This is a genomic window from Streptomyces inhibens, assembly GCF_003389455.1.
In the GTDB taxonomy this organism is placed as follows: Bacteria; Actinomycetota; Actinomycetes; order Streptomycetales; family Streptomycetaceae; genus Streptomyces; species Streptomyces inhibens.
Window position 1 is genome coordinate 23,212 of the sequence record NZ_QUAC01000209.1, and the last position, 13,335, is coordinate 36,546.

General features: G+C 70.7%; 13 protein-coding genes. 9 read left to right on the forward strand and 4 right to left on the reverse strand.

Going from position 1 to position 13,335, the window contains the following annotated elements:
• Positions 1-10: 10 nt before the first annotated feature.
• Positions 11-1,033 (forward strand): alpha/beta hydrolase, encoded by a 1,023-nt coding sequence (locus DY245_RS25935; RefSeq protein WP_128509633.1) that lies wholly within the window; start codon positions 11-13, stop codon positions 1,031-1,033.
• A gap of 76 nt (positions 1,034-1,109) precedes the next feature.
• On the opposite strand, the gene DY245_RS25940 is transcribed toward DY245_RS25935, so the two are convergent.
• Positions 1,110-1,781 carry a TetR/AcrR family transcriptional regulator gene (locus tag DY245_RS25940; RefSeq protein WP_244943263.1) on the reverse strand — a complete coding sequence of 224 codons (672 nt, stop codon included), beginning with the start codon at positions 1,779-1,781 and terminating at the stop codon, positions 1,110-1,112.
• Positions 1,782-1,884: 103 nt separating this feature from the next.
• Between DY245_RS25940 and DY245_RS25945 the strand changes: the two genes are divergently transcribed.
• From DY245_RS25945 to DY245_RS25955, 3 genes are all read left to right on the forward strand, one after another.
• A complete protein-coding gene (locus tag DY245_RS25945) occupies positions 1,885-2,583 on the forward strand; it encodes a spheroidene monooxygenase (RefSeq protein WP_128509635.1) in 699 nt (232 codons plus the stop codon).
• Positions 2,584-2,689: 106 nt separating this feature from the next.
• Positions 2,690-3,184 carry a DeoR/GlpR family DNA-binding transcription regulator gene (locus DY245_RS25950; protein ID WP_128509636.1) on the forward strand — a complete coding sequence of 165 codons (495 nt, stop codon included), beginning with the start codon at positions 2,690-2,692 and terminating at the stop codon, positions 3,182-3,184.
• Positions 3,181-3,654 carry a RidA family protein gene (locus DY245_RS25955; RefSeq protein ID WP_244943264.1) on the forward strand — a complete coding sequence of 158 codons (474 nt, stop codon included), beginning with the start codon at positions 3,181-3,183 and terminating at the stop codon, positions 3,652-3,654. Before DY245_RS25950 ends, DY245_RS25955 begins: the two co-directional genes overlap by 4 nt.
• Positions 3,655-3,842: 188 nt before the next feature.
• On the opposite strand, the gene DY245_RS25960 is transcribed toward DY245_RS25955, so the two are convergent.
• From DY245_RS25960 to DY245_RS25970, 3 genes are all read right to left on the reverse strand, one after another.
• Complete coding sequence (locus tag DY245_RS25960) at positions 3,843-4,673, reverse strand: arylamine N-acetyltransferase family protein (RefSeq protein ID WP_128509637.1); 831 nt, start codon at positions 4,671-4,673, stop codon at positions 3,843-3,845.
• Between the two features lie 234 nt (positions 4,674-4,907).
• On the reverse strand, positions 4,908-6,182 hold the full coding sequence (locus DY245_RS25965; protein WP_128509638.1) for an acyltransferase family protein: 1,275 nt from the start codon (positions 6,180-6,182) through the stop codon (positions 4,908-4,910).
• A 363-nt stretch (positions 6,183-6,545) separates the two neighbouring features.
• Entirely contained in the window at positions 6,546-7,430 is an 885-nt protein-coding gene (locus DY245_RS25970; protein ID WP_128509639.1) for a glycerophosphodiester phosphodiesterase, read from the reverse strand.
• A 342-nt stretch (positions 7,431-7,772) separates the two neighbouring features.
• Between DY245_RS25970 and DY245_RS25975 the strand changes: the two genes are divergently transcribed.
• The 5 genes from DY245_RS25975 to DY245_RS25995 all read left to right on the forward strand — a co-directional run bounded on the left by DY245_RS25975 (position 7,773) and on the right by DY245_RS25995 (position 13,303).
• Positions 7,773-8,744, forward strand: a complete 972-nt coding sequence (locus tag DY245_RS25975) for a GNAT family N-acetyltransferase (protein WP_128509640.1) — start codon at positions 7,773-7,775, stop codon at positions 8,742-8,744.
• The gene (locus DY245_RS25980; protein ID WP_128509641.1) at positions 8,741-10,135 is read left to right on the forward strand and encodes an extracellular solute-binding protein; all 1,395 of its coding nucleotides are present in this window, start codon (positions 8,741-8,743) and stop codon (positions 10,133-10,135) included. The genes DY245_RS25975 and DY245_RS25980 overlap by 4 nt, the downstream gene beginning before the upstream one ends.
• Positions 10,136-10,169: 34 nt before the next feature.
• The gene (locus tag DY245_RS25985) at positions 10,170-11,081 is read left to right on the forward strand and encodes a carbohydrate ABC transporter permease (protein WP_128509642.1); all 912 of its coding nucleotides are present in this window, start codon (positions 10,170-10,172) and stop codon (positions 11,079-11,081) included.
• Entirely contained in the window at positions 11,078-11,968 is an 891-nt protein-coding gene (locus DY245_RS25990; protein WP_181923868.1) for a carbohydrate ABC transporter permease, read from the forward strand. The genes DY245_RS25985 and DY245_RS25990 overlap by 4 nt, the downstream gene beginning before the upstream one ends.
• 135 nt (positions 11,969-12,103) lie before the next feature.
• Positions 12,104-13,303 (forward strand): glycosyltransferase, encoded by a 1,200-nt coding sequence (locus tag DY245_RS25995; protein WP_128509643.1) that lies wholly within the window; start codon positions 12,104-12,106, stop codon positions 13,301-13,303.
• Positions 13,304-13,335 lie beyond the last annotated feature (32 nt).

The window sequence follows — 13,335 nt, forward strand, 5'->3', positions numbered from 1 at the left end:
GAGTGTCCAGATGACCGTCCCTCCGGGGCTGCGTGTCCATCCCGAACTCGCCCCGTTTCTGGCTTCGTTGCCGCCGTTCGCCGATCCGTACGAGGACATCGAGGCCACCCGCGAAAGCTTCCGCGCACTGTTGGCCTCGAACCCGGCCGACCGCTCGGGGATACGCAGCGAGCGGTTCGACATCCCGCGGGCGGACGGCAGCGCGCTGACGGTCGAGGTCTACCGTCCGGAGGACGCCGAGGGCGCCGCCCAAGGGGGCGTGTTGCCCGCTGTGTTGCACTTCCACGGGGGCGGGTACGCCCTCGGACGGTCGTTGCCGGGGCAGGACCGGGCGGCCATCGCGCTCTGCCGTGAGCTGCCCGCCGTCACCGTCACCGTCGAATACCGGCTCGCCCCCGAGCACCGCTATCCGGCCGGTGTGGAGGACTGCTATCTCGCCCTGGAGTGGACGGCACGGCGGGCGGCCGAGCTCGGCATCGATCCCGAACGGATCGCGGTCACCGGCAAGTCGGCGGGCGGTGGGCTCAGCGCGGCCGTCGCCTTGATGGCCCGCGACCGCGGCGGCCCGCGCCTCGCCTATCAGTCGATGTGCGTACCGGACCTGGACGACCGCGTTGCCGAGGAGCCGATTCCGGCGGACGCGGCCCCGGGCGCCGGTGCGGCGGATGCCGCTCCGGATCCGCGGCTGAACAGCCTTCGGACGATCCGGCTGGCGTGGCAGCACTACCTGCCGGAGGGGGCGGCGGCGGATGCCTACGCCGCGGCGGCCCGCGCCTCCGATCTGTCGGGGCTGCCGCCGGCCTATGTCCTGGTCTGCGATCTCGATCCGCTGCGGGACGGCGGCCTGGCGTATGCGCGGCGGCTGATGGATGCGGGGGTCCCGGTCACCGTGCGCAATGTGCGCGGTGCCTGGCACGGCTTCGAGCTCTATGCGCCGGAAACCCGGATCGCGAAGGAGATGACGGCGCATTGGAGGGGGCACTTGAAGGCGGCGTTGTATCCGGAGGCGGCGGTGGGGCCGGGGGTGGAGTAGCGGGGTAGCCGGGGCGGGGCGGCCGAGGCGGCGGGCCGCGGGCCGGTGCCGTCGGTGCCGTCGGTGCCGTCGGTGCTCAGGACGTCCCGGCCGGGCCCTTGGCGCGCGGGCTCTGGGCGCCCGGGCCCTCGACGGTGGAGATCAGGCCACGGGTGATCCGCACCATTGCCGCGACCAGCAGTTCGCGAGGCCGGTCGGGCCGGTCCAGCCACCACAGGGCGAGACCGTAGAGCGAGCTGCGGATCGCCTCGCCGAGCGGTTCCAGCTCGGCCTCGGGGATGCCGGGCACGAACTCGCGGAGCAGGGCGATATCCGTCTCCCGCTGTCTGCACTGCAGTTCACGGTGGAAGGCCTGCACCTCCGCGTCCCCGGTGGTGTCCCGGAACATCATCCGCCAGGTGTACGGATGGCTCTGCACATACCCGAACCAGGCGTCGTACATCGCCTTCATCCGGGTGTCCAGATCGCCCTCGCCGTGGAGGAGTTCACGGATCGGGGCCGCGGCCAGCTCATCGCGGTGCCGCTCCAGCAGGGCGAGGTGCAGCTCCTGCTTGGAGTCGAAGTGGCGGTAGAGCATCGGCTTGCTCAGGCCGGCTTCGGCGGCGATCTCCCCGATGGTCGTGCCCGCGAAGCCGCGCTCGGCGAACAGCCGGGCGGCGGCGTCCTCGATACGCGTCCTGGCCTCGGCGCGCGCGGCGCGGCTCCGGTCGATCTCGCTCATGTGGACCCACTCATCGATCTGGCTCATTTCGGCTGGTGATTCCGGCTCGCAATTGTCCTTGCGGTGAAGGATACTAGGTCGTGTACCGCTTGGTATACGCATCAGTAACCTTGGGATACGGGGGCTCATCGTGATCGTTTCCGTGCACTTCGCCGACATCGGCGTCCGCTCCGTGCGTGCCGCCCTGCGCGAGCGCCCCCGGCCGGACGACGTCCCCGGACTCCGCTACGCACAGACCACCTTCACCGGCGCCATCGCCTCCGGTCCGCCCAAGCTGCACCCGGGCCGGGCCGGGCTGATGGCCGCGTGGGACGACGATGCCGCGCTCGACCGTTTCCTTGCCGAGGGTCCGCTGGCCCGGCGGCTGGCCGGGGGCTGGCATGTGCGGCTGGAGCCGGTACGGGTCGCCGGCTCGTGGAGTCCGATGCCGGTCGAGACCGCCCCCGATGCGGCGAGGGACGACGAGGACGGGCCGGTCGTCGTCCTCACCCTGGGGCAGCTGCGGCTGCGTCGCGCGCTGCCGTTCCTGCGCGCCAATTCCCGGGCCGCCGGCCGGGCCGCGGCCGATCCTTCGCTGGTCGCGTCCGTCGCCCTTGCCGGACCGCCCCGCTTCGTCGGCACCTTCTCCCTGTGGCAGAGCGTGTCGGCGATGCGTCGCTACGCATACGGCGCCGAGCGGCCCGAGCACAAGGACGTGGTCAGGGAGCATCAGACGAAGCCGTTCCACCACGAGGCGGCGTTCATACGTTGCCGCCCCTACGGCGCCCAGGGCACGCTGGACGGCCGGGAGCCGGTGGCGGCGGCCGCCATGGCCCAACGCACGCCCTAGGAGGGACCGCGGACCCGCGTAGTTCCTGTGGGTACGCCCTAAACTCGCCGGGTAGGGGGCCGACCGCGGGCGAGCGGCCGATATGCGATCCGGGAAGGGACCCGCGTTGACCGACACCGAAGGGGTTGCCGACGTCTCGGTCGCGGCTGATGCGTCGGTCACCAAGCTGAGCCCCAGGGACCGCCGTAAGCGGATCGCCGACCGGGTGCCGGCCGAGGAGCCCGTTATCCGGGTGATCGCGCTGGGCGGCGAGTACCACGCGGCGTTCAACGTCTTCCTCGGCATGTCCACCGCCGATATCGCCGGCAGCTTTCGCGCGGATGTCGCCTTTCTGTCCACCTCCGCGGTCGACAACGGCCACTGCTACCACCAGGCGCAGGAGAACGTCCTGGTCAAGCGTGCGCTGATGGCCGCGGCCCGGCGCAAGGTGCTGCTGGTGGACCACTCCACGTTCGGCCGCCAGGTGCTCTATGAGCCGGCGCCGCCGGCCGACTTCGACCTCGTCATCTCCGATGAACAGCTTCCCCAGGAGGAGCAGGACGCGCTTCAATCCCTGAGTGTGCGATACGAGTTGGCGACGGAGGGGAGCTGGCGGGGATGAGTGCGGAGACGGCGATGAGCGGTGCGGGCGGCGCGGACGCGGGTACCGGCGAGGGCGCGGCCGCGCGCGGCGGTGAGCTGGAGCGGATCAATCCGCCACATCTGGCGCCGCCGACCGGGTTCAGTCATGCCGTGCGCGCCGCCGCGGGCACCATGGTCTTCCTCGCCGGGCAGACCGCTCTCGACGGATCGGGCCGGATCGTCGGGGACGGCATCGTCGAGCAGTTCGAGCGGGCGCTGACGAATCTCCTGGAGGTCGCGGCGGCCGCCGGCGCCGGCCCGTCCGATATCGCCAAGCTCACCGTCTTCGCGGTCGATGTCGCCGACTACCGCCGGCATGCCCGGGACCTCGGCCGGGTGTGGAAGCGCCTGGTCGGCGGCGACTTCCCGGCGATGGCCGTGATCGGCGCGACCCGCCTGTGGGACGAGACGGCCCTGGTCGAGATCGAGGGCATCGCCGTCGTCCGGTAGGCGCGTTCTCTGGCGTCCGGTAGGCGTTCTCGGTCGTCCGGTCGGCGCGTCCCCCATCGTCCGGTAGGCGTTCTCGGTCGTCCGGTCGGCGCGTCCCCCATCGTCCGGTAGGCGTTCTCGGTCGTCCGGTAGGCGCGTCCCCCATCGCCCGGTGGTGGGCGACACCCCCGTCGCCGCCCACCACCCGCTCACTTCTGGTGGACGGCCACCAGCGACTCGGCGTCCGCAGCGGACAGGGGGATGCCGAACTCCGTGTCCAGCAGGCCCGGGATCTCCTCCGGCGCGACCTCGCGCACCTCGCGTGACCAGTCCGGACGGGTCCGGGTGAACTCCCGGCCGACCAGCGTGCTGCGCAGCTCGGGGAGCGGGCGCTGCACCACCATCCGGCTGGTGAACGGCGAACGCGGATGGGTCGAGATGTAGTGGTTGAAGACGGTGAAGTCGACGGGGAAGCGCCGGTCCGTGCCGAAGGCGTAGAGGTCGAACCAGCCGTCCTCGTGGCGCGTCCGCAGCACCCAGGCCCCGGCCTCCTCCTCGTGCACCAGGCCGAACGTCCAGCTCCCCTGGCGGGCTTCCACACCGTCCCGCAGGGGCAGCGGTTCGAGCAGCGCCTCGCCGCCGAAGCCGACATCGGTGATCCAGTCCGCACCGTCCAGCTCGACCTTGAGCAGTGCGTGGGTGGCCGGGCGGATGCGGTTCTCACCCATCCGGGTCCGGGCGCAGAGGCCGGTGACGCGGAAGCCGAGGCGGTCCAGGGCGGCGGCGTAGAGCAGATTCTGTTCGTAGCAGTAGCCGCCGCGCCGCTGCTCGACCAGCTTGGTCTGCAACGACTCCAGGTCGAGCAGGATAGGGCGGCCCAACAGGATGTCGAGGTTCTCGAAGCCGATCGACGCGGAGTGCGCGGCGTGCAGCCCGCGCAGGGTCTCCAGGGTGGGCCGGCGGTCGCCTTCGTAGCCGATGCGGGCGAGATAGGCGTCCAGCTCCAGCTGGTCTCCGCCCCACTCGGAATCGCTCTTCACGCGGTGTCCTCCCCTGGGCCTGCATTCCTCAGGAGGAGCCTAGGAGGCCCGGCACGGCGCCCGCGATCGGTATTTGGGCCGAGGGCCGGTCCCCGGGGACCTAGGTCCACGGGGTGGATGAGGCGTACGAGTCCTACGACCCGCGGCCTCCGCATGCGGCAGGGGCGCCCGCCCCACCGGTCTTCCGGTGGAACGGGCGCCCCTGGCGCCACGCTCGGTGTGCGGGCCCGCCGGTCAGTTGCGGCCGCGGGCCATCCCCACCGGGTCCTTCTTGAACGCCCAGGTCATCTTGGGCTCCATCGCGAACCGGAAGGCCCGTTGCACAGGGGGTGTGCACAGCAGGGTGACGACGGTGCCCGCGATGAGGGTCAGCAGCACCGCGCCCCAGGGCGTGTGCACCCACGGGTGGTCGTACCAGTTCCAAAAGCGCGAGCCCTTGGCGAGGAAGCCGTGCAGCAGATAGCCGTAGAGGGTGCCCGCGCCCAGCGCCGTGCACCACATCGTGCGGCCCGGGATCCAGGCGAAGAAGCAGGCGACCAGCACCAGCGAGCAGCCGAACATCGCCAGCGTCATCACCGCGCCGCTCCACCACGGGGCGGCGAGTTCCTGTGCGGCGTCGCGGTGGTAGAACCACGCGGCGTTCATCCGCGGCGCTGCCCAGTACGCGAAGACCAGCGCGGCCGCGAAGACCGGTACGGCCAGGATCCGCGCCTGCTTGCGGCGTACGAGCTTGAAGTGCTCCGGCCGCAGCGACAGCCCGATCACGAAGAACGGCAGGAACTGCAGCACCCGCTGGAGGTCCAGATCGTCGCCGATGTTCGGTGAGACGGATGCCAGCACGGCGATGGTCAGCGCCAGCGGGACCGGCCAGCGCACGATCTTCCACAGCGGGGTGGTCAGCCGCCAGATGAACAGGGCGGCCAGGAACCAGGTCAGATACCAGGGGTCCGTCAGGCTGATCGGATATCCCGGATCGTCGTCCGTCCACCTCTTGAAGAACGTATAGGCGACTTCGAAGAGGATGTAGGGGACCGCGACTCCGGTGATCAGCCGCTGCAGCCGGTCCTTGCGCATATCGAAACTGCGCGAGAAATAGCCGGAGATGATGATGAACGCCGGCATATGGAAGGCGTAAACGGTGATGTAGAGCGCAGCCGCCGACCGGCTGCCGTGGCGCAGCGGCTCCCAGGAGTGCCCCATGGCCACCAGCACGATGGCCAGATACTTCGCATTGTCGAAAAATGCGTCGCGCGGCTTCGCTTGGGCATCGGCCGTGCCGGCATTCTTCGCCCGGGCTCTGCCCCGGCCCTTGGCACGGCCTCCGGTCCTGGCGTGCGAACCGGCGCCCGGGGTGTCCGAGGCCGGCTGCGCCGCCGGGTGGCCGACCGCGGTGTGACGGGCCGTCGCCGATCCGGTGGCGGTGGCCGGTGCCATCGTTGACGTGGCCGTCGCACCGCCGGAGTGTGCCGGCATCGATGCGCCCGCCCGGTTCAGCGTGTCATTCGGCATCTGCCGCGGCGGAGGAAGCGGCACCCGCCGTTCGCCGTACGCCGGAAAATCGTTGTTCAAGGACCCTCCCGGAACGAACCCAGGGGAGGAGCTGGACGCTGGCCCGCACCGGGCCGCAAATCGGAACCCAAAAGCCAAATCCTGCGTGTTAGTTCTTTTACGGGGAGGGTGGCGGCGTCGAACATCTCAGGCACCTTAGCCCCGCGGCGGGAATCACGTAAATCCCTGCCTGACGCGGCCACCGGCCGCGCGTCCGCCCTCCACAGCTCCTTCACCCGGCGCGGGCCGGAACCGGTGCCCCGCCGCCGTCCGAAGCCCCGCGAGATCTGGGACATTGCCCCCCTAACCCCCGGCCCCTGCCCGCTATTCAATAATCCCGGCGATCCCCCGCGCCCGCACCGACCGCACGTTCGTGTTCTTCGCCACGTCCCACGCATAGACCTCCAACGGGCGGCCGTGCGGGCCGCGCAGCCGGTGCACGGCCGCGAGCCAGCGTGAACTGACGGCGGACATACGGGGGTTGATCTGGTCGGCGAATCGCGCATAGCGCGGCAGTTTGTCCACATCGGGCGCGCCCAGAATTCCCGTACGCACCTGTGGCACCCGTTCATGCACGGTCTTTACGCAGGTCACGGAGAAGCTCTGGACCACCAGCCGGCTGCGGACATGGTCGCGATCCAGCCAACCTTGCGCCCGTAGTTCCCGGACGATCTGCGCCTCGATTCCGGGATAGCGCTCAGGGGCCTTGATCTCCAGCAAGAGGCGCTGCCCGTTGTGGTCCAGCCGGCGCACATAGTCGGCGAGCGTCGGCACCCGCTCCCCCGCGAACCGCTTGCCGAACCAGCTTCCGGCGTCCAGCCGGGCGATCTCGGCGGCGGTGAAGTCCCCCAGCCGCCACGGCGCCCGCCCGGGAAACACCTTCGCGGCATCGGTCGTCCGCTTCAGCGTGGTGTCGTGCATCACCACCAGCCGGCCGTCCTTGGTGCGCTGCACATCGTTCTCGACCCATATGAGCCCGCGGCGGTGTGCGGCGTCGACGGCGGCGAGCGTGTTCTCCGGCGCATAGCGGGAGGCGCCGCGGTGTGCGATCACCAGCGTCGCCGCGGTGCCGGGACCGGCCCGGGCCCCCTTGCTCACGGCGACATCCGCGTACTCCTCCGGCCCGGACGCCATGGCGGACGACGACACCGCCGCGGTCACCAGATACGCGACTCCGGCGGCGGGGATCCTCAGCGATCTCCGAAGCATGCGGAAGCCTCCTGGTGCCCCGTCCGCGGGCCGGCCGGGCTGTCTCCTCAAAAACATGCCCGCACCGGCTCCGGCCCGCTATGCGAAGAGCCCGCCGGCGGCCCCGTACCGACCGTCGCATCGTTTACCTTTTCGCAGGTCAGAGGGGGAAGGCAGCGGACCGGCGCGGGGCGTCGGCGGGTTCCGGGGCGGCCCTCCATCCGTGCGTATGCCGTTGTCGAGATCGTGCGTATGCCGTCGTCGAGATCGTGCGTGCGACGTTGTCGGGATCGCGTGTACGCCGTCGCCGGGATCGTGCGCGCGCCGTCGCCAAGGTGCCGGATTTGCGGTAAGTAGTGGGCGATGTCCGCCACGCCGCGCCCGCGACCCGTTTTACGGCCGTTCCGCCCCGGAGACGGCCGCTCGCTGCTGGCGGCCTGGTGCCGCAGCGCCCCGGACGATCCGATCACCGCCGCCCGCTTCCGGACGCTGATCCTGCTCGACCCCAATTTCGACCCCGAGGGGTTACGGGTGGCCGATCTCGACGGGCAGGTGGTGGGCGCCGCCTACGCCGTGCGCCGCCGTACCCCGCTGGCCGGCACCGACCTGGAGCCGGACGTCGGCTGGATCCTGTTCTTCTTCGTCGATCCGCCGCACCGCCGTACGGGCCTCGGCCGCCGGCTGCTCACCGACGCCCTCGACTGGCTGCGCGGACACGGCCGCACCCGGGTCGACTTCGCCCCGTACGCCCCCCACTACGTGCTCCCCGGCCTGGACCGGGCCGCGTACCCGGAGGCCGCCCGGCTGCTGGCGGGCCTCGGCTTCCGGCCCCGCTACGAGGCCGCGGCGATGGACCGCGGCCTGGTCGGCTACCGCATGCCGGACGAGGTACGGCGGCACGAGGCGGCCCTGACGGCGCGCGGCTACCGATTCGGCACGCCGTCCGACGACGATCTGGTGGACCTGCTCGGGCTGGCCGAGGAGTTCACCCCCGACTGGGCGCGGGCGATCCGGCAGTGCCTGACCGGCGGCGCCCCTCTGGACCGCATCGTCAGCGCCCGCGCACCCGACGGGCGGATGGCGGGCTGGGCCATGCACGGCGCGTACGACGGTACGGCCGAGCGGTTCGGCCCCTTCGGCGTACGGAAGGAGCTGCGCGGCGCCGGTCTGGGCAAGGTGCTGCTGCATCGGACGCTGGAGCGGATGCGGGCGCTCGGCGTGCACGGGGCCTGGTTCCTGTGGACGGGCGAGCAGAGCCCGGCGGGGCATCTCTACCGCGGCAGCGGATTCACCACGACCCGGAGGTTCACGGTGCTGCGGTGGGAGGCGGGATGAGGCGCCGTACGTTCACGGCCGGGGCCGCGGCGGGGGCCGCCCTGTTGGCCGGTGCCGGATGCGACGCGCCCGGTGGCGAGGGGTACGGAGACGGCGGTGACGGCCGGGGCAGCGGCGGCCGTCGCGGCGCCCCCGTCACCCTGACCGTCCTCACGCACTACGCGAGCGAACCGCTCGCCTCGGCGCTGCAAACCGTCGTCGACGCCTGGAACGCGACGCACCGGCGCATCACGGTGCGCACGGCCGCGGTCAAGTTCGCCGATCTGCTGACGACTTACATGGTGCGGCAGGCCGCGGGCCAGGGCGCCGACATCATCCATCCGTACTGCCTGTGGACCGGCCAGCTGGTGCGGGCCGGGGTACTGCGCCCGGTGCCGCCCGCCGCCGCGCGGCAGATCCGCCGGGACTTCACCCCGGCGGCCGTGGCGGCGTCGTCCGTGCACGGCACGCTCTACGGCTACCCCACGGAGGTGCAGACCTACGCGCTCTACTACAACAGGCGGCTGCTGCGGCAGGCCGGTATCGACGGGCCGCCGGGTACCTGGCAGGAGCTGGAGGACGCGGCGTACCGCACCGCCCGCCGCGACCGCCACGGCAACATGCTGGTGCAGGGCTTCGGGCTGTCGCGGGCCGACGATGCGAGCGTCGTGGGGCAGACGCTGGCTCTGCTGGCCGCGCGCGGCGGCGCATTCCTCACCCCCGACGGACGGCGCACCGCCATCGGCTCGGCCGCCGGGCGCGATGTGCTCGACCTGGAGCGCCGGCTCATCGACCGCGGCGCCGCCGACTCCGGTATCTCGCTCCTCAGGGCCTTTCCGTCCGGCCAGGTCGCGATGGCGATCAACGCCGGCTGGTGGACGGCGAGTCTGCGTGGCGCGATGGGGGCGGACTACCGCGAGGTCGGGGTGGCGCCGGTGCCGGGCCCCGCACCGGACGACCGCGGCACGCTCGCCACGGGCTTCCTGCTCGGTGTGAACGCGAAGAGCAGATATCCGGGGGAGGCCTGGGAGTTCCTGCACTGGCTCAACGGTGTGCGGGCGCCGGCCGCCCGGCCGGGGCGCGGCGCGGGAGGAGGCGTCCCGGTGTCCAGGATGAGCGCGCTCCAGGTGTCGGTCGGTTCGATGACCGGGCGGGCGGACGATATGCGGGCGCTGCTGGGAGGCGGCGGCGAGGGGGACGCCGACGGCCGAGGTGGCGGCGACCCGAACCTCGGCCCCTTCCTGGACGCGCTGCGCTACGCCGTCCCGGAACCGAACGGTCCGCGCGCGCAGCAGGCCAAATCGCTGCTGCGCAAGAACATCGAGGACGTCTGGACGGGCCGGGCCTCGGTCGATGCCGCGCTGCGCACCGCCGGCCGGCAGATCGACCAGGAACTGTCCCGGCCCTACTGAGCCACTCCCCCATGTCATCGAGAGGTGGTGCCGAATGGCTTCAGCCGGCGGTGGTCCCGTCAGGGCGGCCCGGCGGCGGCAGACCGCCGTCGCCTATCTGTTCCTGACCCCGGCCCTGCTGTTCTTCGCGGTCTTCCTCGCCCTGCCGCTGCTGTTCGCCGTGCTGCTCGCGCAGTCGCGCTGGGCCGGCTTCGACCTCGCCGATATCGAGCCGGTCGGGATGGCCAACTTCACCGACCTCTTCGCCCGCGGCTCGACCTTCCTGACGCCCGTCCTCACCAATACGCTGCTGTACGCCGTCGGCACCGTCGCGATCGCCCTCCTCGGCGCGCTCACCCTCGCGACCTGCATCAACAACCTTCGTTTCCAGGGTCTTTGGCGGACCCTCTCTTTCCTCCCGATTGTGACGACCGTGGTCGCCGTGGGCAACGTATGGAAGTACCTGTACGCACCGGGCGGGCTGATCAACGGAGCCCTCAACGGTCTGGGTCTGCATTCCGTGGCCTTTCTCCAGGACCCCGGCACGGCGCTGCCGTCCGTCGTCGTGGTGCAGGCATGGGCCTCCATGGGAACCGCGATCCTCATTCTCACCGCGGGCCTGAAGTCGATCCCCGAGGCCTATTACGAGGCCGCCGAGCTGGACGGTGCCGGCGCCGGCACCATTTTCCGGCGCATCACCCTGCCGCTGCTCCGGCCGTCCCTGCTCTTCGTCTGCATCACCCAATTCATCACCGGATTGCAGTCGTTCGCCCTGATCAATGTCATGACGGACGACGGCGGACCGGGCGATGCGACGAATGTCGCGGCTCTGGAGATGTATCAGCAGGCGTTCAAGTACGGCGACTGGGGAATCGCCAGTGCGGCCGCCTTTGTGCTGTTCCTGGTGATTGTCGCGATCACGGTGGGGCAGCTCTGGCTGTTCCGCCGGAAAGGCGGGGAATCGTGAGCCGGTCCGCCCGTCGGCGCCCCCGTCATCGCCGCCCCTGGGGCTCGTACGCCGTGGTCGTCGCCGGGGCCGTCCTCACCCTCGTCCCGTTCCTCGACATGCTGCTGACCTCGTTCAAGGGGCCCGGCGAATACGGAAAACTCCCCTACCGCTTCCTCCCCCAGGCCTTCGACCTTTCCAACTACCGCGCCGCGATGGAGCAGCTGAATCTGCCCCTGCTTTTCCGCAACAGCGTCATCGCCACCGCCGTGATCACCGGATCCATTCTGGTGACCTCCGCGCTCGCCGGATACGCGCTGGCCAAGCTGCACTTCCCCGGCCGGGAGGTGATCTTTCGCCTGGTCCTTTCCACGATGATGTTCCCGCCGTTTCTTTTCTTCATCCCGCACTTTCTGATCCTGGTGCACTGGCCCGGCGCCGGCGGCAACGACCTGCTCGGCCGCGGCGGGGCGGGCCTCACCGTGAGCCTTGCCGCGCTGGTCATGCCGTTCCTCGTCTCCGGTTTCGGGATCTTTCTGATGCGGCAATTCATGATCTCCATCCCGGACGAACTGCTGGAGGCGGCCCGTATCGACGGCGCCGGCGAATTCGCCCTCTGGTGGCGCATCGTGCTGCCCCAGACCAAACCGGTGGCGGTCACCCTCGCGCTGCTCACCTTCGTCAACGCCTGGAACGAATACATCTGGGCGCTGCTGATCTCCACCGCCAATCCGCGGCTCATGACGCTGCCGGTGGGCATCCAGATGCTGCAGAGCTATCTCGACCCCGACCGTATGGTCCCGGTCATGATGGCCGGCCTGGTGCTGAGCATCCTGCCGGTCCTGCTGCTCTTCCTGCTGCTGCAGAAGCACTACCTGCGCGGGGTGATGCTCAGCGGCCTCAAGTGACGGGCGCCCTGGGGGCGGTGTGGCCCCCCGGCGCACCCGTCGAGGTTGACTTCTCCGTAAAACATGATGAGTTCCGGTTTCTCCTGGGCTGTTGTGGCAGCTGTGGTGAGAGTTTCTGACCCCTCAGGAGGAACCATGGCTTCCGACTCGTCGTCCCCGACGCCGATGCCGGCCGTGTCGTTGATCGTGCCGACGTTCAACGAGGCAGCGAACATTGATGAGTTGCTCGACGGCGTGTGTGCGGCGATCCCGGCGGGTCTGGAGGTCGAGGTGCTGTTCGTCGACGACTCGACGGATGACACACCGGAGGTCATCGAGAAGGCGGCCGCGCGCTGTCCGATGCCGGTGTCGGTGCTGCACCGGGAGGTTCCCGAAGGGGGGCTCGGCGGAGCGGTGGTGGCCGGGATCGCCCGTACGAGTGCGCCGTGGATCATGGTGATGGACGCCGATCTGCAGCATCCCCCGCAGCTGCTGCCGCAGTTGATCGAGGCCGGTGAGCGCGCGTCGGCCGAGTTGGTGGTGGCCAGCAGATACGCGGAGGGCGGGAGCCGTGGCGGGCTGGCCGGCGGGTACCGGGTGGCCGTGTCGGGGGCGTCGACCGCGCTGACCAAGTCGCTGTTCCCCCGGCTGCTGCGCGGGGTCTCCGACCCGATGAGCGGGTGCTTCGCCATCCGGCGGGAGGCGGTCGACCGCGCCGTACAGGAGGGCGAGACCCGGCAGGAAGGGGGGCTGCGGCCGCTCGGCTACAAGATTCTGCTGGAGCTCGCGGTGCGCTGCCGGCCGCGCGGGGTGGTGGAGGTGCCGTACGAGTTCGGGGAGCGGTTCGCCGGCGAGTCGAAGTCGACGGTGCGCGAGGGGCTGCGGTTCCTGCGGCATCTGGCGGAGCTGCGGACCAGCGACAAACGGGCCCGGATGGTGGCCTTCGGGCTGATCGGGGTGTCGGGCTTCGTACCGAATCTGCTGGCGCTGTGGGCGCTGACCGGTGCCACGACCCTGCATTACGCGGTGGCGGAGGTGCTGGCCAATCAGCTCGGGGTGCTGTGGAACTTCGCGCTGCTGGACTTCCTGGTCTACCGGAGCGGGAAACCGGGGCGCGGGGCCGGCCGGCTGCTGGGGTTCGCGGCGCTCAGCAACGCGGATCTGCTGGCGCGGATCCCGTTGATGATGCTGTTCGTGGAGCAGGCCGGGATGGGGCCGGTGCCGGCGACCGTGATCAGTCTCGTGGTGGTGTTCGCGCTGCGGTTCCTGCTGGTCGACACGTTGATCTACCGGCGCAAGGGGGCGGCCGCAAAGCGCGCGGCGGACGCGGCGGTCAGGTCCGAGGGCGCTGCTTAGCTGACAAGGCAAACTCGTGGCGGCCCGCCCCT

Excerpts from the sequence above, each read along its gene's own strand:
- DY245_RS25935 (WP_128509633.1), top strand. The coding sequence starts at position 11 with ATGACCGTCCCTCCGGGGCTGCGTGTCCATCCCGAACTCGCCCCGTTT.
- DY245_RS25940 (WP_244943263.1), bottom strand. The coding sequence starts at position 1,781 with ATGAGCCAGATCGATGAGTGGGTCCACATGAGCGAGATCGACCGGAGC.
- DY245_RS25955 (WP_244943264.1), top strand. The coding sequence starts at position 3,181 with ATGAGTGCGGAGACGGCGATGAGCGGTGCGGGCGGCGCGGACGCGGGT.
- DY245_RS25965 (WP_128509638.1), bottom strand. The coding sequence starts at position 6,182 with ATGCCGAATGACACGCTGAACCGGGCGGGCGCATCGATGCCGGCACAC.
- DY245_RS25970 (WP_128509639.1), bottom strand. The coding sequence starts at position 7,430 with ATGCTTCGGAGATCGCTGAGGATCCCCGCCGCCGGAGTCGCGTATCTG.
- DY245_RS25975 (WP_128509640.1), top strand. The coding sequence starts at position 7,773 with ATGTCCGCCACGCCGCGCCCGCGACCCGTTTTACGGCCGTTCCGCCCC.
- DY245_RS25980 (WP_128509641.1), top strand. The coding sequence starts at position 8,741 with ATGAGGCGCCGTACGTTCACGGCCGGGGCCGCGGCGGGGGCCGCCCTG.
- DY245_RS25985 (WP_128509642.1), top strand. The coding sequence starts at position 10,170 with ATGGCTTCAGCCGGCGGTGGTCCCGTCAGGGCGGCCCGGCGGCGGCAG.
- DY245_RS25995 (WP_128509643.1), top strand. The coding sequence starts at position 12,104 with ATGGCTTCCGACTCGTCGTCCCCGACGCCGATGCCGGCCGTGTCGTTG.